The sequence below is a fragment of the Microbacterium sp. FW305-3-2-15-F-LB2 genome (genome assembly GCF_058787255.1).
On sequence record NZ_JBYSZO010000001.1, the window covers coordinates 843255 to 860273 of the forward strand.

Here is a 17019-nt window from a genome sequence, read left to right on the forward strand (position 1 = left end):
CGGTGCGTGCGGCGCGGGAGGGCGCGGCGGCGGTGCGTGCGGCGCGGGAGGGCGCGTGCCGAACTCCTGAGTTTCCGGGCCGGATGCCGCTCTGTGCGGCGTCCCGCGAGGCTCGAGCGAGTGTTTTCAGGAGTTCGGCACGCGGCACTGTCGTCCGCCGGACGGCGGCGTCCCGATCCCACGGCGGTGTCGCCCGGGCCGAACTCCTGAGAAACCGCTCCTCCGCAGCTCCGGCCCCGGCAGCGCGGCGCCCGCGGGCCTGAACCTCAGGAGTTCGGGCCGGGCGCTCCGTGCGCGACGATCCGTTCGAGAGCGGCGCGGACCCGATCGGGGTGGTACAGAACGTCCTCGGCCAGGAGTCGCACGGTCGCGAAGCCGCGCTCCAGGGCGGCGAGGTCGCGTCGACGGTCATTCTTGTGGCTGTGCCAGGTGCCGTGGAACTGCTCGCTGTCGCACTCGACGATGAGCCACCCGTTCACGACGAGGTCCACCCGCCCGACCCCGGCAATCCGCACCTGCAGTTCGACATGGCATCCGAGGCTCTTCAGGATGAGTCGGACGAGAGTCTCGGTCCCCGTCTCGCTGCGCGGGTCGAGCAGCCGCTGTAACACCTGAAACCTCCGTGGCAGGCGCTGGAACACCTCCGCGATGCCTGATTCATCGACGAGCCCGAGGTGCCACGCGCTGTCGAGGGTGGCCACCGCTGCTCGCGGCGTCTGGCATCGGACGGCTTGAGCCAGTGCCTCGACGATGTCGACGACGGGAGTCGTCGGCGTCGCTCGCGTCGGACGCCAGTGGTAGCGCACGCCGCGGGCGGCAGGAGGACGACGGCTGGCGAGCGGATCCTGCTGAAGGTGGAGACCGTCACGGTGCAGAACGAATACCCCCGACATCTCGAGCAGACTGATGCAGTCCAGGCGTCCGCCGACGCGAGCGGCCTCGACGATGCGGGGATCCGTGTCGGCGGCGAGGTACCGCCCCCGGCGGACCCGGATGAGCATTCCGTCTTCGGCGGCGCGCGCAATGGCACGCTTCGACCACCCCACAGCCCGCAATCGACGGGTCGACCAGACGACGGGTGCCGCGTGATGCGGGAGAAGGGATGCCATCGAGCCACCCTCGCCGCACCGGACGTGCGACGTCGGGGCCTCAGGGGGATCTGTGGATGACCGCCCGGGCTGTGGAGGAGGGGTGACCACGCCGCGCCGAACTCCTGAGTTTCTCGCCGCGTTCGGCTAAGCGACACCACGCACCGGCGAAACCGCGGGAGAACTCAGGAGTTCGGCGCGGAGGCCGAGCCGGGGCGACCAGGCCAGGGCGACCAGGCCGGCGCGGGGTTCGGCGCGGAGGCCGCGGGGCGACCGCAGCACGGCGCGTCCCGGCGTCAGGGGGCGGGCAGGAAGACGTCGAGCTGCTCGGCGATGATCCGATCGACGTTGGCGGGGTCGGCGGTCGGGCTGCCGTCGCCGGGCTGAGGTCCGTAGGCGCCGAACGACGCGTGCGAGGCGCCGGGGATCTCGACGAAGGCCGCGTCGGCGGGGAGCTGCGAGGCGGCGTCGACGATCTTCTGCGGGGTCGAAAGTCCGTCTTCTGAACCCGAAAGGCTGAGGACGGGCAGTCCGGATGCCGACAGGTCGTTCGCGCAGTACGAGGCGAACAGCACCAGGGCATCGGCGTCGCCGGCGAGCTGGCAGGCCCGCACGCCGCCGAGGGAGTGCCCGCCGACCGCCCACGCCCGGACGTCGGGGGCGAGGTCGGTGAAGGTCGACAGCGGTCGCGGGTCGAAGAAGGCCAGGTTCAGCCACGGGCGGGTGATGACCACCGTCACGCCGTCATCGACCACGGTGTCCGCGAACGTTGCGACGTAGCCCAGCGCATCGACCTTCGCACCCGGGAGGAAGACCAGACCACGACCGGTGTCGCCGGCAGCGGGGGAGAGCACGATGCCCGCGCCGTCCTCGGTGATCGTCAGGCCCGGGTTCGCACGGGCCTCGGCGAGCGGATCGGGTTCGGCACCCATCACCCCGACCTGGCTGTAGATCAGGATGCCGGCGACGAGCAGCAGCACGACCCCGCCCAGCCCCGCGAGGACCCATCGCAGGACACGAAAACGCCGACGGGGCGCACGGGGCGCCCCGTCGGCGGACGGGCTGGTGTCGGTCACCTCACGAGCGTAACGCCGCCTGTCGTGCGGCGACGATCTCCTCGACCGGTGCGAACAGCGGGTGCTCGGGGTCGAGCCCGGTCACCTCTGCCGTGAAGCCGCGGGCGTCGAGCTCGCCGAGCAGCCGCTGCAGTTCCACGGCCTGCGCGTCCTCGGCATCCTGGAACTCCAGGGCCGCGGCCATCGCCGCGACGAGTGCGTCGACGGACAAGTCCCGCTCGATCGCCTCGGCGGCGGGACCGACGAAGCGCTCGTGGCGCGACAGCTTCCGCAGGGGCTGACGACCGACCCGCCACACGGTGTCGGGCAGCGCCGGGTTGCGGAAGCGCCGCAGGATCGTGTGGCGGTACTCGCTCTGCACCTCGGGGTCGAGTTCGTGCTTCTGCACGAGCAGCGCGCTGGTCTCCTCGAGCGCCGCCTCGACCTTCGCCGCGATCGCGGGGTCGGCGAGAGCGTCGGAGATGCGCTCGATGCCGGCCTGCGCCCCGAAGTACGCCGTGGTGGCGTGCCCGGTGTTCACCGTGAAGAGCTTGCGCTCGATGTAGGGCGTGAGGTCGTCGACGAAGTGGGCGCCCGGGATGTGTGGCGGGTTGTCACCGAACGGACCACGCTCGATCGCCCACTCGTAGAACGGCTCGACCGTGACGTCGACGCCGCCGACGGCCTGCGCGGGGACGATGCGGTCGACCGCGGTGTTGGCGAACGCGGCGCGGGAGTCCAGCGCATCCCACGATTCCGCGGCGATGTCGACGACGTGCTCGCGCAGCTGGTCGGTCGCGCCGATCGCGTTCTCGCACGCCATGATCTGCAGCGGCGGAAGCGAGGGGTCGCGGAGGGCCAGGCCCGCCACGATGTGCGGGGCGACGAACTTCAGGATCGTCGGGCCGACGGCGGTGGTCACGACGTTCGCGGTGGCGATCTCGTCGATCAGCTCCGCGGCATCCGTCGAGCTATCGATGGCACGGAAGCCGGTCACCGTCTTGTCGGTGCCGCCCTCGCCGACCTCGTGGACGGTGTACTCGGATGCCGCGTTGATCGCGGCCACGAGCGCACCGGAGACGTCGGAGAAGACGAGCTCGTAGCCGCCCTCGTGCAGGAGCAGGCCGACGAAGCCGCGACCGATGTTGCCGGCGCCGAAGTGGACGGCCTTCATGCGTTGACGGAACCCGAGAGGGCCTCGAACAGCTCCTCGGGGGAGGAGGCGGCCTTCAGCCGAGCCACGTCGTCCTCCTCGGAGAAGAGGATGGCGATCTGCGACAGGATCTCGAGGTGCTCGTCGCCCTTGCCCGCGATGCCGATCACGAAGGTCACGGGCTCCCCGCCCCAGTCGACGCCGCCGTCGTAGCGGACCACCGACAGGCCGGAGGAGAGGATCGCCTGCTTGGTCTCGTTGGTGCCGTGCGGGATGGCGAGCTCGTTGCCCATGTACGTGGACACCGTCTCCTCGCGCTGCTGCATGGCGGCGAAGTACTCGCCGGTGACCGACCCGGCGGCCTCCAGCAGGTCGGCGGCTTCCTTCATCGCCTCCTCGCGGGTGGCGCTGCCGGGGTGGATACGAACGGATTCGATGCGCAGGACGTTGCTTGCCATGGATCTCGCCTTTCTCGTCGTACCGCCAGCCTCGCAGGAAGCGGGGCGGACGGGAAGCCGGAGGGGCCGGAACGAATGCCCCGGCCCCTCCGTGTGGGTGTTACTTCGTTTCGTGCTGGGCGCGGACCATCTCCACGACCTCGTCGTACTTCGGCGAGTTCATGAAGTTGTCCACCGAGACGTGGATCGCCTCGGGGTTCTGCGCCTTGGCGCGGTCGGTGAGCTGGTTCTGCGTGATGACCAGGTCGGCGGTGCCGTCGAGGTTCGCGATCGCCGCATTGGTGACGGTGACCCCTTCGATGCCGGCCTTCTTGATCTTGTTGCGCAGAACGCTGGCACCCATCGCCGAGGAGCCCATGCCGGCGTCGCACGCGAACACGATGGCGTTCACCTGCTTGGTGGCGACGGAACCCCCGAGGCCGCCCAGGGCGCCCTCGACATCGCGGTCGGCCGACGCGGTCACGTCGCTCGAGCTGCGGTTGCGGAGCGCACCGAGAGCCGAGGACTCCTTGCCCTTGTTCGCCTCGGTCTGGTCGATCGCGGCGGCGAAGGTGTCGCCCTCGGCCGCGAGGTCGCGCTTGCGCGACGCACGCAGGATGACACCGGCGACGAGGAACGTCACGACGGCGGCGACGATCACCGAGAGGTACACCACGAGCAGGTTGCCCGGTCCCGCACCGATCGCGGCGGCGGTCACGGCGATGATGCTTCCGGGGGCGGCCGGGAAGACCAGTCCACCGCCGAAGATCATGTTGGTCGTGACACCGGCGGCGCCACCGGCGATGAGCGCGAGGATCGTCATGGGCTTCGCGAGGGCGTACGGGAAGTAGATCTCGTGGATGCCACCGAAGAACTGGATGATGATCGCGCCCGGGGCCGAGGCCTTGGCCGCGCCGACACCGAAGAAGGTGAAGGCGAGGAGCAGACCGAGGCCGGGGCCGGGGTTGGCCTCGATGAGGAACAGGATCGACTTGCCCGACTCAGCGGCCTGTTCGATGCCCAGCGGGGTGAAGACGCCGTGGTTGATGGCGTTGTTCAGGAACAGCACCTTCGCCGGCTCGACGATGATCGACAGCAGCGGGAGCAGGTTGAACTGCACCAGCCACCCGACGATGCCGCCGAGGACCGCGCTGATACCGAGGAACACGGGACCGAAGGCGAAGAAGCCGACGATCGCGAGGATCATGCCGAGGATGCCGGCGGAGAAGTTGTTCACCAGCATCTCGAAGCCGGGGCGGATCTTGCCGTCCCAGATGCGGTCCATCTGCTTGGTGACCCAGGCCGCGAGCGGTCCCATGATCATCGCGCCGAGGAACATCGGGATGTTCGTGCCGACGATGACGCCCATGACGGCGATCGTGGCGACCACGCCACCGCGCGCACCGTAGACGATGCGTCCACCGGTGTTGGCGATGAGCAGGGGCAGCAGGTAGGTGATCATGACGCTCACCAGACCGACGTAGCCCTGGTAGGTGCCGTCGGTGCCCTCGGTGAGCGCTGTCATCGCGCCCGGCCAACCGATGGCGGCCGCGTCGCCGCCGCCGCCGATGATCTCGGCGACGGGGGCCCAGTGCCAGCCGAACGGGCTGTTCGCACCGAAGAACCCGGCGGGGATGAAGAGCATGGTGATGAAGCCCCACGCGATGAAGGCCGCGATGTTGGGCATGATCATGCCGGAGAGGAACGTGCCGAATCGCTGGACCGCGACCCGTGCACCTCCCGGCTTCTTGGCTGTAGACGCCGTCGTCATTGCTGTGTCTCCTTGTTGTGGGATGCGACCGGGGTCGCGGGATGGGGACCCGCGGCTCAGGCCGCGGTGGATGCGGAGGCTGCCTGAGCGGCCTCCCGGGCGGAGGCCGCGTCATCGGCGGCCAGGGCTGCCTCGGCGATGCGGCGTGCGTCGTCGAGAGTGTGGGTGAGCAGGGAAGCGCGCACGTCGGCGAGGGCGGTGGGTGCCATCGACAACGTGGTGGCGCCGAGCCCGACGAGGACGACCGCGAGCAGCGGGTCGGCCGCGGCCTCGCCGCAGATCCCGACGGGCTTGTTGTTCGCCCGGCCGGCGGCGCCGACCTCGCGGATCAGGCGGAGCACGGCCGGATGCCACGGGTCCTGGAACGACGCGACGGAGCCGAGCAGCCGGTCGGCGGCGAGGGTGTACTGCGTCAGGTCGTTCGTCCCGATCGAGGCGAAGTCGGCGATCTGCAGGATGCGATCGGCCAGCAGTGCCGAGGAGGGAACCTCGACCATGACACCCGTGGTCTTCAGACCGTAGTCCTTCGCCAGAGCGGTGAAGTAGCGCGTCTCCTCGACGGTCGAGACCATCGGCGCCATGACCCACAGGTCGGCCGGGCCCGCTTCGGACTTGCGGGTCTCGGCATCCGCCTCGGCAAGGGCCGTGAGCTGCTCGCGCAGGATGTCCTCGCTGGCGCGGAGGGCGCGCAGGCCCCGGAGGCCGAGGGCCGGGTTCTCCTCGTGCGCGTCGTTGAGGAACGGCAGCGGCTTGTCGGCGCCGGCGTCGAGCACGCGCACGACGACCTTCTTGCCGGGGAAGGCGCTGAGCAGCTCGATGTAGGCGGCACGCTGTTCTTCGACGGTGGGGGCCGAGCTAGAGCTGAGGAACAGGAACTCCGTGCGGAAGAGGCCCACGCCCTCCGCCCCGAGCGCGACCGCCTCGGCGGCGCCGCCGGGCTTGCCGAGGTTCGCCAGCAGCGGCACCTTGGTGCCGTCGGCGAGAGCGCCGTCGGTGATGGGCGCGGCGGCGGCGGATGCGCGGGCCTCGGCGCGGTTCGCGGCGCGCGCGAGATCCTCGTCGCTCGGATCGACCGTGACGACGCCGGCGGCGGCATCCACGATCACCGTCTGACCGTCGACCAGGTCTTTCGCGCCGGAGGCGCCGACGATGGCGACGATGGACTTCTCCCGCGCGAGGATCGCGGTGTGCGAAGTGGGGCCGCCCTCGGTCGTCACGAGCGCGAGGACCTTGTCGAGGTCGAGCAGCGCGGTGTCGGCGGGGGCGAGGTCCTTCGCCACCAGCACGAAGGGGTGGCCCGGGTCGGGCACGCCGGGAGCCGCGACGCCGCTGAGGCGCGCGATGACGCGCTGGGCGACGTCGTCGAGGTCGGCCGCGCGCTCGCCGAGGTAACCGCCCAGGGCGACCAGCTGCTCGCGGAACGAGGCGAAGGCGTCGTGGACGGCGAACTCGCCGGTCTTGCCGGCCGCCAGGCGGGAGTCGACCTCGGCTTCGAGGGTCGGGTCCTCGGCGATCATGGCCTGCGCCTCGAGGACTTCGCGTGCCGCGCCGCCGGCCTGGGCACCGCGCGCCTCGAGCTCGCGCGCGACCGCACCGACGGCCTCGCGCACCCGCGCCGTCTCCTCGTTCACCGAGCGCTCGCTGGGGGTGTCCTTCGGGGCGGGCAGGGGTTCAGCCATGCGCGCGATGGGGCCCTGGGCGACGCCCAGTCCGATTCCGACTCCGCGAAGTTCCGTCATAGTCCTGTGTGTTCCTTTACTCGGCGTCGTGGTCGGTGGTCAGCAGTTCGGCGAGGCGCTCCAACGTCGCCTCGGCGCTGTCGCCGTCTGCGGTGAGCGTGACGTAATCGCCCTGCTCGAGGCCGAGGGCGATGATCCCCAGGATGCTCGCGGCGTTCACCGGGGCTCCGGCATCCTTCACCAGCGTCACCGGGATGCCGGACTCCTTCGCCGCCTGGGCGAAGAGCTTCGCGGGGCGGGCGTGGAGGCCGTGCGACGAGCCGATCCGGACCGTCCGGGTGATGTGGGGCATGCGTGTTCCTTTCCGGCGGCGGGTCAGACGGTGTCCGCGGATTCCCGCGCGCCCATCGCCTCTTCGACGAGAGCGAGCGTGCGGGTACCGGTCAGGTCGGAGAAGACGTCCTCGGGGAGCAGCGCGACACGCACCCCTCGTGTCGCGGCATCCTGTTGGATCCGTTCGAGCTCGGGACCGAGGTGCGGGCCGACGAGAACGATGTCGGTGGCGAGCAGGTCGATCGGGTACGACTGCACGGTCCCCGCCGAAGCGGAGTAGGGGAGGCCGCGATCGTAGGCTGCGCGTTGAACGCGCTGTGCGACGAATGTGCTCGACGCACCCGCGCCACACACCACGAGGATCTTCATCGACCCGCCTCCTTTCCCTCGATTCTGTGCGTCGCGGTTCACAGGAGACAACCAGGTTCGTTTCCCACCCCCCGGAACGCGGATGCCGTGGTCCCGCGCCGCGAAGGGAACCGCGTGGTTGGATGGAGGGAGCGCTGCCATTCGGGGACGGCGCGGAGGACGGATCGTGACGACGAAAGCTCGCCAAGACCGCCTGCTGGCCCTGTTGTTGCGGGACGCGGAGTGGTCCACGGCCGCGTCGCTGGCGGATGCGCTGGGCGTGACGCCGCGCAGCGTGCGCTCGTACGTCACCGCGGTCAATGCCCGTGTGGCCGGGGGATCGGCGATCGAATCCGGCCCGCTCGGATACCGCGCCGGGGCGGATGCGGCCGTCGCGCTGCGCGCCGGTTCGCCCGCCGACAGCGGCACACCGCGCGACCGCCTCCACACGCTCGTGCGGAGCCTGCTCGATTCCGCGGAGGGCATCGACGTCTACGAGACCGCCGACTCGCTTCACGTCAGCACGGCGACCCTCGAAGCCGATCTCGCGCGCGTGCGCGGCCTGCTGGGCGGCACCGAACTGACCCTCGAGCGCTCGGCATCCACGGCCCGCTTGCGCGGAACGGAGGTCGCCCAGCGGCGGCTCCTGTCCAAGCTCGCACACGACGAGATGGATGCCGGGATGTTCGACCTCGACGCCCTGCGGCGAACGCTCGGCGAGAGGTCCGTCGGGGCGCGGGCGTTCGGACCGTTCAAGGCCGAGCTCGTCACCGAGCTCGGTGCGCTCGGGTACTTCGTGAACGAGATCGGCATCGGCGACGTCGTCATGCACATCGCGATCGCCGCGGACCGCGTGACGCGTGATCGGGGCCTCGGGGCTGCGGCGGGGGAGCGCTCGGACGCCGTGGACGCGGTCGCGGACCTGCTCGACCGCCTCACCCTCAAACACATCGGTGTTCAGCTCGGCGCGGGGGACCTCCGACACCTCGCCACCCTCGTGCTCACCCGCATCGTGGCACCGGGTGCTCCCGCGGCCGACGACGTCCGCTCGCGCCTGGACCCCACGGTCGAGGAAGCCGTGCGCGCGGTCGTCGAGGCAGCGGCATCCCAGTTCCTCGTCGACATCGCGCACGACGACTTCGTGCTGCGCCTGGCGCTGCACGTGCAGAACCTCCTGCACCGATCGCGGGAGCAGGCGTGGTCGCGCAACCCCCTGACCCGGTCGCTGAAGTCGACGTACCCGATGATCTTCGAGGTCGCCGTATACATCGCCAAGGGCCTGCAAGATGCGCTCGGCATCCCGATCCTGGATGACGAGATCGCCTACATCGCGATGCACGTCGGTGGGCGGCTCGAACGCAGCCGCCGCTCTGACCAGCTGCTCACCGCCACGATCGTGTGCCCCGGGTACTACGAACTCCACGAGCTGCTGCGCTCCAGCGTCGACCGTTCGCTCGGTCAGGCCATCGAGGTGGTCGGTGTCGAAACCCGGATCGATCCGACCTGGGATTCCATCGACACCGACCTCGTGCTGACCACCATCGACCCGCCGCGTCCGAGCGAGCGGTTCGTCCGCATCCAGCCGTTCCTCACCGACGCCGACATCGAACGCGTTCAGGCCGCGGCTTCGAGGGTGCGTCGAGGGCGCCGCCTCGCGCGGCTCCGAGCCGAGCTGGAGCGGTACTTCTCGCCGGACGCCTTCGTGCGGGGCCTGGACGCGGCCGAGGGCGAGGCCGGTGTCATCCGTCGGCTCGGGGGCCTCCTGGTCGCCGAGGGGGTGATCGACGACGACTACGTGGCTCGGGCCGTCGAGCGCGAGGCGATCTCGTCGACGGCGTTCACCGATGCGCTCGCCGTGCCGCACGCGATGGGGATGACCGCGACCCAGACCCGCATCGCGATCGGCATCGCCGACCCGTCGGTCGTCTGGGGCGAGGGGCGCGTGCAGGTCGTGGCGCTCGTGGCGTTCTCGGAGGCCGACCGCGAGGCGTTCCAGACGGTGTTCGAGCAGTTCGTCGAGGTGTTCAGCGAGCGCGACAGCGTCCAGCGCATCGTCCGCCGCGCGACGGATTTCCCCGCGTTCCTCGACGAGCTGGTCGCGGTGATCGACGGCTGACACGGCGGCGATTCGCCGCCGGCGGCCGAGGGTGTCGCCCGGTCACTCCTCGCCGATGTCCTCGTTCCAGAGTGAGGGGTTCTCGTCGATGAACGTCGCCATCATCTCGATGAGCGCGGGGTCCTGCAGCACGTGGACATCGACGCCGTTCTCGCGCAGCCAGTCCTCGCCGCCGTAGAACGTGGTGTTCTCACCGATCACGACGCGCCCGATCCCGAATTGGCGGACGAGGCCCGAGCAGTACCAGCAGGGGGAGAGCGTCGTCACCATCGTGGTCCGCCGGTAGGAGCGCTGGCGCCCCGCAGCCAGGAAGGCCGACGTCTCGCCGTGCAGCGCGGGATTGTCGCCTTGCACGCGTTGATTGCGGCCCGAGCCCAGGAGGCGGTCCTCCTGGTCGAACAGCGCGGCTCCGATCGGGATGCCGCCTTCCGCGCGGCCCTGGAGCGCCTCGTAGCGGGCGACCTCGAGCTTCTCTTCGTCGGTGGCGTACACGGCTCCGACGACGGGGGCGGCGCTCACGCGGCGTCCTCCGCGGCGTCGACGTGGTCCACGATCTCGTCGTCGGTGAGGGGACCCCCCACATTCGGCGCGAACGCGCGGAAGAGGACGAAGTAGAGCACGCCGGCGAGGAGGAAACCCGCCGCCGGAGTGAGGTCACCGAGGGGCGACGTGGCGCCGCCCGTCGCCTGGACGACGAGGCCCAGGAACAGCGTCTGGTTGGAGAACAGCACGATCGAGACGACCATCGCCACCACGAACGAGATCGGCCCGGCCGGGTTCCGGTACTTGGCCGTGTCGCTGACGAGCGCGGCGATGGAGGTGCCGCGACGCAGGAAGCGGTCGACGAGCACGATTCCGAGCCAGGGGGCAATCCAGTACGCGATGACCAGGAGGAAGTTCTCGTAGATCGTCGTTACGTCCGCGAGGATCGAGACGAGGGCGATGACGAACCCGAGCACGCCGAACCCGAGCGCGATGATGGCGCGGCGCAGCGAGAAAGGAATCCGCACGCCGGCCGCGAGGAACGACATGGCGCCTGAGTAGACGTTCAGCGCGTTGGCGGCGATGGCGCCGACCGCGATCGCGGCCAGGGTGAGCGCGCCGATCCAGCCGGGCATTCCGTGCACGAAGGCGTCGGTGGGGGAGGCGTCCTCGGGTGCGACGATCAGCGCCGACGCGGCTCCGGTCGACATCAGCACGGTGCAGGACACGAAGATGCCGAGGGCTGCCGCCCAGCCGGTCGCCGGGAGGCTGACCGTGCGGGGGAGGTAACGGGTGTAGTCCGCGGCGTACGGCGTCCATCCCGCCGAGTAGCCGAAGGCGGCGGCCGCGGTGAGCAGGAACCCCGCGAAGGAGAAGTCGCCGCCCGAGATGCCCGCGCCGACCTCCGGGTTGGCGAAGATGGCGATCGTGGCGAGGAGGAAGATCACGCCGAGCACGATGCTCGCGTACCTCTCGAAAACCTGCACGAGGTCGTGACCGACGAAGGCGAGGAGCACTTCGAGCACGACGATCACGACGAGACTCAGCCACACCGGCAGTCCCGTGAGAGTGGTCAGGGCGAACGCGCCGGACACCGAGTTGACGGCGAACCACCCCAGGCCCGCCATGATCGTGTTCAGACCGGCCGGGAGGATGTTGCCCCGCAGCCCGAACGCGGTGCGGCTGAGCACGAGCTGGGCGAGTCCCTCCCGCGGGCCCCAGGTCGAGAGCACGCCCTGTGCGACGGCCGCCAGGGCGTTGCCGACGACGATCGCCAGAACCGCCTGCCAGAAGCCGAGGCCGAAGAAGGCCACGCCGATGAACCCGACGAAGATGGTCGCGAACTCGAGGTTGGGGGCCGACCAGGTCGACAGCAGCTGCCACGGTGAACCGTGTCGGTGCTCGTCCGGGATGGCTTCGATGCCACCCGCCTCGATCTTCGTGGGCCGCGTCCGGGCCTCACTCGCGTGTGTCGTCGCACTCATGGGCTCACCGTACGACGCGACTGTTACCGGTACGTTTTCGCGGCGTTAGGGGTGGCGTCGCTGCGCGCGGAGGCAGTGACTCACCCTAGAAGCGTCGGGTTAGCGGTTCGACCCTGGTGGGTCAGCGGTTCGAGGAACATCATCGACCGCTCGTTCGATGGGGATCGCGGCGTTCGCGATAGGTCTAGCCGCCGACCACACCACCGCGACCACAAGGGCGAGCCCTGCTCCGAGCCACCACCACATGACGATCGTGCCCGCAGGAGACGAGCTTCCCAGGGGAGGGTTCTCGTTGAAGAAGTCGAAGAGCTGAACGTCCCAGGCCATCCAGGGATAGGCCCATGGCGCGCCGATCGCTCCCCACAGCCAGATCGAACCCCGCACGGCTGTGAGGCGCACTCCGGGTTCGTTTCTCGCCAACCAGCGTGCCCGCCACAGCGCCGCAAATGTCACGGCCACTGCCCACACGGCCCAGACGGTAGTGAAGAATACGGGTCTGTAGTCCAGCACGGCCAGCGCCTGCGCAGTCGTCATCCCGTAATTCGCCGGTATCCCGATCGCGGCGCCGAGTACTCCCAGCGCGATCGAAATCACGCACACACCGCTGAACGCGATGGTCGTCCCCGCGTTTGACCGCCCCATGGCGGGAATGTACCGGATACGAGTGGGGCTGGCAGCCGGACCACCGAGTCAGGGGGGCGGGCGGCACCCGGCCCCCCGACCGCCCGCGTCAGCGCACCGCCGCGAGCAGCTCCTCGGCACCGGAGCGCAGCGCCTCCAGACGTCGGCGGGCCTTCTTCGCCGACGAGCCGCGCACGTCGAGATACAGCTTCAGCTTCGGCTCGGTGCCGCTGGGACGCACGATGAGGCGCGAGCCGTCCTCGAGCCAGATGCGCAGCACGTCACCCGGGGGCAGCCCGTCGACGCCCTGCAGCAGGTCGTCGACCTTCGACACCGCGACCTCGCCGACCGCGGCGGGCGGCTGGGCGCGGAGGGATGCCATGATCCCGCCGATCTCGCTCAGGTCGGTGACGCGCACCGAGATCTGATCGCTCGCGAACGCGCCGAAGGTGTCGCGGAACTCCAGCAGCAGATCGGCGACCGTGCGGCCCTCGGCGCGAGCTGCGGTCGCGAGCCCGAGGAACGCGACCGCGGCGGAGATGCCGTCCTTGTCGCGCACGGTGTCGGGGTTCACGAGGTAGCCCAGGGCCTCCTCGAAGCCGAAGATGATCCCCGGGGCGCGCGAGATCCACTTGAAGCCCGTGAGCGTCGCGTGGAAATCGAGACTGTAGTGCTCGGCCACGACCTGCAGCCCGGGCGACGACACGAGCGAGCAGGCGAGGGATGCCGGCTGCGCGGCGCCGTGATCGGTGTGCGCGTACGCACGGGCCGCACGCCATCCCAGCAGGAGCCCGATCTCGTTCCCGGTCAGCCGGCGCCATCCGCCGGCCGAGTCGGCGTCGGGGATCGCGACGGCGAGGCGATCGGCATCCGGGTCGTTCGCGATGACGAACTCGGCGTCGACGGACCGGGCCGTCTCGAACGCCAGGTCCATCGCCCCCGGCTCCTCGGGGTTGGGGAAGGCCACGGTCGGGAAGCGCCCGTTCGGGTGGATCTGCGCCTCGACGACCACCGGCGCGGGGTAGCCGGCCTCGGCGAGGACGCGTGACACCGTCTCCCATCCGACGCCGTGCATCGCGGTGTAGACCCACCGCAGGCCCTCGGCGCCGGCCGGCGCGGGTGCCACGGCAGCCGTGGCAGCGACGTACGCCTCGACGAGCGACTCCGGCGCGTTCTCGTAGCCGACCGAGCGGGGGAGGATCGTGACGTCGCCGGCATCGGCCACGCGCTGGATGTGCGCGGCGATCTCGGCGTCGGCGGGTGAGACGATCTGCGCGCCGTCGTCGGCGCCGCCGAGGTAGACCTTGTAGCCGTTGTCGTCGGGCGGGTTGTGGCTCGCGGTGACCATGACGCCGGCGTCGGCCCCGAGGTGCCGCACCGCGAACGCGAGCACCGGCGTGGGCAGCATGCGCGGCAGCAGGATCGCCCGGAGCCCCGCGCCGGCGAAGATCTCGACCGAGTCCCGCGCGAAGACGTCGGAGTTGCGGCGTCCGTCGTACCCGACCACGACCGTGGGCGTCCCCTCGGGCTGCTTCTCCCGCAGGTAGGCGGCGAAGCCCGCCGCGGCCTGCGCGACGAGCACCCGGTTCATACGGTTCGATCCCGCGCCGAGCGTGCCGCGGAGACCGGCCGTCCCGAAGGCGAGGCGCGTCGCGAAGCGGTCCTCCAGATCGGCGGCCGCGTCGGCATCCCCTTCGTCCACCCGGGAGAGCAACGAGGTGAGCTCCTCGCGGGTCGTGGCATCCGGATCCTGGGCGAGCCACGCGCGGGCCGCCGCGACGAACTCGCTCACAGCGCGCCGATCACACGGGCCAGGAGTGCGGAGATCACGGGCTCGGCCTCGCGCCCGGCCTCCAGGACCTCCGCGTGGCTGAGGGGCGTCTTCTGGATGCCGGCGGCCAGGTTCGTGATGAGCGAGAAGCCGAGGATCTCCATACCCGCCTGCCGCGCCGCGATCGCCTCGAGCGCGGTGGACATGCCCACGATGTGCCCGCCGATGGTCTTGGCCATCTGCACTTCGGCCGGCGTCTCGTAGTGCGGGCCGCGGAACTGCGTGTAGACGCCCTCGTCGAGGGTGGGGTCGATCGTCCGCGCGAGGTCGCGCAGCCGCTTCGAGTACAGGTCGGTCAGGTCGATGAAGGTTGCGCCCTCCAGGGGCGAGTCGGCGGTGAGGTTGATGTGGTCGCTGATGAGGACCGGCTGACCGGGCTTCCAGGTCTCGCGGATGCCACCGGCGCCGTTGGTGAGGATCATCGTCGTCGCACCGGTGGCCGCGGCGGTGCGGACGCTGTGGACGACCCGGCGCACGCCGTGGCCCTCGTAATAGTGGGTGCGGGCGCCGATGACGAGGACGTTCTTGCCGCCGGGGGTGCGGACGCTGCGGAGCGTGCCGACGTGCCCCTCGAGGGCGGGCTTGCTGAAGCCGATGACCTCGGTCGCGGGGAACGCCGCGGTCTCCTCGCCGATGAGCTCTGCCGCGCGACCCCAACCGCTGCCGAGGGTGACCGCGATGTCATGACGCTCGACGCCGGAGAGGCGTGCGATGTCGGCGGCCGCCGCCGCGGCGATCTCGAACGGGTCGGCCGCCGGGTCGTCGAGCGGGTGAAGTGTGCTGTGTGCCATGGACCCACTCTAGAAAGCCGCGGCAGCAGAGGCCAGGCGAACGGGGCGCGCGTCGCACTAGGCAAGAATGGATGTCATGGTGCAGAGCTTCGAGCGCAAGCAGTCCGTCGCGATCGTCGGCGGTGGCCCCGGTGGCTACGAAGCGGCACTGTCGGCCGCGCAGTTGGGTGCCGACGTGACCCTCGTCGAACGCGCCGGCGTGGGCGGTTCCGCGGTCATCACCGACGTGGTGCCCTCCAAGACGCTCATCGCCACGGCCGACGCCGCCGTCGCGATCCGCAACGCCAGCGAGCTCGGCGTGCAGCTGTTCGCCAAGGACGACCGGGGCAAGCCCATGACGCCCGAGGTCGCGATCAACCTCGCCGCCGTGAACCAGCGTCTGCTCTCGCTCGCTCGGCAGCAGTCCGACGACATGCGGTCGTCGCTGCTCGAAGCCGGAGTGCGGATCATCTCCGGTCACGGACGTCTCGACGGCTCCGGCGCCGTGGTCGTCTCGACCGAAGCCGGCGGCACGGATTTCGACCGCATCGAGGCCGAGACCCTCGTCGTCTCCGTCGGCGCCTCGCCGCGCGAGCTGCCCTCGGCCCGCCCCGACGGGGAGCGCATCCTCACCTGGACGCAGCTCTACGGCATGAAGTCGGTGCCGCAGCACCTCATCGTCGTGGGCTCGGGTGTCACGGGTGCGGAGTTCGCGTCGGCGTACATGAACCTCGGCGCCAAGGTGACGCTGGTTTCCAGCCGCGACCAGGTGCTTCCCGGCGAAGATCAGGATGCCGCCGCCGTGCTCGAGCGCGTCTTCCAGCGCGGTGGCATGACGCTGCTGGCGAAGGCCCGCGCGGACTCGGTCGTGAACACCGGCGACGGTGTGACGGTGACCCTCGCCGACGGCCGGACGATCGAGGGCAGCCACTGCCTCATGGCGGTCGGCTCGATCCCCAACACCGCGGGCATCGGCCTGGAGCAGGCGGGCGTCCAGATGACGCCGTCGGGACACATCCGCGTCAACCGCGTCGCCCGCACCTCGGTGCCGAACATCTACGCCGCGGGCGACTGCACGAACTTCTTCCCCCTGGCCTCGGTGGCATCCATGCAGGGCCGTCAGGCCGTGTTCCACGCGCTGGGCGACGTGGTGATCCCGCTCGAGACACGTCGTATCACCGCGAACATCTTCACCGCGCCCGAGATCGCCACGGTCGGCTTCAGTGAGCAGGACGTCGTCGACGGCAAGATCGCCGGTGTCGTGAAGAAGCTGCCGCTTTCGGCCAACCCCCGCGCGAAGATGCAGGGCATCACCGACGGCTTCGTCAAGATCATCGCGCGGCAGGGGAGCGGCACCGTCATGGGTGGCGTCATCGTCGCCCCGCGGGCGTCCGAGCTCATCTACCCGATCGCGATCGCGGTCGAACGTCGCCTCACCGTCGACCAGGTCGCCCGCGTCTTCGCGGTGTACCCGTCGCTGACGTCGAGCATCACGGATGCCGCTCGCGCGATGCACATCGTCGATCGCGACGACCCCGGCGAGGACTGATCGATTCCGGATGCCGGGTCTCCCGGCATCCGTCCCCGCCCGGGCCGGTCCCGGCCCAGCGGAGCGACGCGCGCGAGGACGCTGCACTGCGGCGAGGTCGACGTGGCGAGGCCGCGGTGCGAGGCGTGTGCGGTGATAAACGCGCGCTGCACGGACAAACGCCCTCGGCGCGCGTGTCTCGGTGCAGGGGGCGTTTATCAGGCCCGGGCCGGCCCGCCTCAGCCCGCCCCCGCTCCGCCCCGCGCTCCCGGCCCGCCTCAGCCCGCATGAACGACGGCGCCGCACCCCCGGAGGGACGCGG

At 70.5% G+C, this 17019-nt stretch carries 15 protein-coding genes; 2 read left to right on the forward strand and 13 right to left on the reverse strand.

Going from position 1 to position 17019, the window contains the following annotated elements; translation table 11 throughout:
* Positions 1-266: 266 nt before the first annotated feature.
* From AC3WLZ_RS04075 to AC3WLZ_RS04110, 8 genes are all read right to left on the reverse strand, one after another.
* The gene (locus tag AC3WLZ_RS04075; protein ID WP_492469161.1) at positions 267-1109 is read right to left on the reverse strand and encodes an endonuclease domain-containing protein; all 843 of its coding nucleotides are present in this window, start codon (positions 1107-1109) and stop codon (positions 267-269) included.
* 275 nt (positions 1110-1384) lie between these two features.
* Positions 1385-2164, reverse strand: coding sequence for an alpha/beta hydrolase (locus AC3WLZ_RS04080; protein ID WP_492469163.1), 780 nt, complete (start codon positions 2162-2164; stop codon positions 1385-1387).
* Position 2165: 1 nt separating this feature from the next.
* Positions 2166-3317: a mannitol-1-phosphate 5-dehydrogenase gene (locus tag AC3WLZ_RS04085; RefSeq protein WP_492469164.1), complete on the reverse strand. Its 1152-nt coding sequence runs from the start codon at positions 3315-3317 to the stop codon at positions 2166-2168.
* Positions 3314-3754, reverse strand: a complete 441-nt coding sequence (locus tag AC3WLZ_RS04090) for a PTS mannitol transporter subunit IIA (protein WP_492469165.1) — start codon at positions 3752-3754, stop codon at positions 3314-3316. Before AC3WLZ_RS04090 ends, AC3WLZ_RS04085 begins: the two co-directional genes overlap by 4 nt.
* Before the next feature lie 100 nt (positions 3755-3854).
* Positions 3855-5504 (reverse strand): PTS mannitol transporter subunit IIBC, encoded by a 1650-nt coding sequence (locus AC3WLZ_RS04095; RefSeq protein ID WP_492469166.1) that lies wholly within the window; start codon positions 5502-5504, stop codon positions 3855-3857.
* A 56-nt stretch (positions 5505-5560) separates the two neighbouring features.
* Positions 5561-7243, reverse strand: coding sequence for a phosphoenolpyruvate--protein phosphotransferase (gene ptsP, locus AC3WLZ_RS04100; protein WP_492469167.1), 1683 nt, complete (start codon positions 7241-7243; stop codon positions 5561-5563).
* A 16-nt stretch (positions 7244-7259) separates the two neighbouring features.
* Positions 7260-7535 carry an HPr family phosphocarrier protein gene (locus AC3WLZ_RS04105; RefSeq protein ID WP_412923823.1) on the reverse strand — a complete coding sequence of 92 codons (276 nt, stop codon included), beginning with the start codon at positions 7533-7535 and terminating at the stop codon, positions 7260-7262.
* A gap of 23 nt (positions 7536-7558) precedes the next feature.
* Positions 7559-7885 (reverse strand): PTS sugar transporter subunit IIB, encoded by a 327-nt coding sequence (locus AC3WLZ_RS04110; RefSeq protein WP_412923824.1) that lies wholly within the window; start codon positions 7883-7885, stop codon positions 7559-7561.
* A 166-nt stretch (positions 7886-8051) separates the two neighbouring features.
* Here AC3WLZ_RS04110 and AC3WLZ_RS04115 point away from each other — a divergent pair, with 166 nt between their 5' ends.
* Positions 8052-9980: a BglG family transcription antiterminator gene (locus tag AC3WLZ_RS04115; RefSeq protein WP_492469168.1), complete on the forward strand. Its 1929-nt coding sequence runs from the start codon at positions 8052-8054 to the stop codon at positions 9978-9980.
* 42 nt (positions 9981-10022) lie between these two features.
* Here AC3WLZ_RS04115 and AC3WLZ_RS04120 read toward each other — a convergent pair whose 3' ends face one another.
* The 5 genes from AC3WLZ_RS04120 to AC3WLZ_RS04140 all read right to left on the reverse strand — a co-directional run bounded on the left by AC3WLZ_RS04120 (position 10023) and on the right by AC3WLZ_RS04140 (position 15190).
* Positions 10023-10499: a nucleoside deaminase gene (locus AC3WLZ_RS04120; protein ID WP_492469169.1), complete on the reverse strand. Its 477-nt coding sequence runs from the start codon at positions 10497-10499 to the stop codon at positions 10023-10025.
* Positions 10496-11947 carry a purine-cytosine permease family protein gene (locus tag AC3WLZ_RS04125; RefSeq protein WP_492469170.1) on the reverse strand — a complete coding sequence of 484 codons (1452 nt, stop codon included), beginning with the start codon at positions 11945-11947 and terminating at the stop codon, positions 10496-10498. Before AC3WLZ_RS04125 ends, AC3WLZ_RS04120 begins: the two co-directional genes overlap by 4 nt.
* A 99-nt stretch (positions 11948-12046) precedes the next feature.
* On the reverse strand, positions 12047-12589 hold the full coding sequence (locus AC3WLZ_RS04130) for a hypothetical protein (protein WP_492469171.1): 543 nt from the start codon (positions 12587-12589) through the stop codon (positions 12047-12049).
* Between the two features lie 88 nt (positions 12590-12677).
* Entirely contained in the window at positions 12678-14360 is a 1683-nt protein-coding gene (locus AC3WLZ_RS04135) for a phospho-sugar mutase (protein ID WP_492469172.1), read from the reverse strand.
* Positions 14357-15190 carry a purine-nucleoside phosphorylase gene (locus AC3WLZ_RS04140; RefSeq protein WP_412923828.1) on the reverse strand — a complete coding sequence of 278 codons (834 nt, stop codon included), beginning with the start codon at positions 15188-15190 and terminating at the stop codon, positions 14357-14359. Before AC3WLZ_RS04140 ends, AC3WLZ_RS04135 begins: the two co-directional genes overlap by 4 nt.
* A gap of 67 nt (positions 15191-15257) precedes the next feature.
* On the opposite strand from AC3WLZ_RS04140, the gene AC3WLZ_RS04145 reads away from it, so the two are divergent.
* Complete coding sequence (locus AC3WLZ_RS04145) at positions 15258-16718, forward strand: NAD(P)H-quinone dehydrogenase (protein WP_492469173.1); 1461 nt, start codon at positions 15258-15260, stop codon at positions 16716-16718.
* Positions 16719-17019 lie beyond the last annotated feature (301 nt).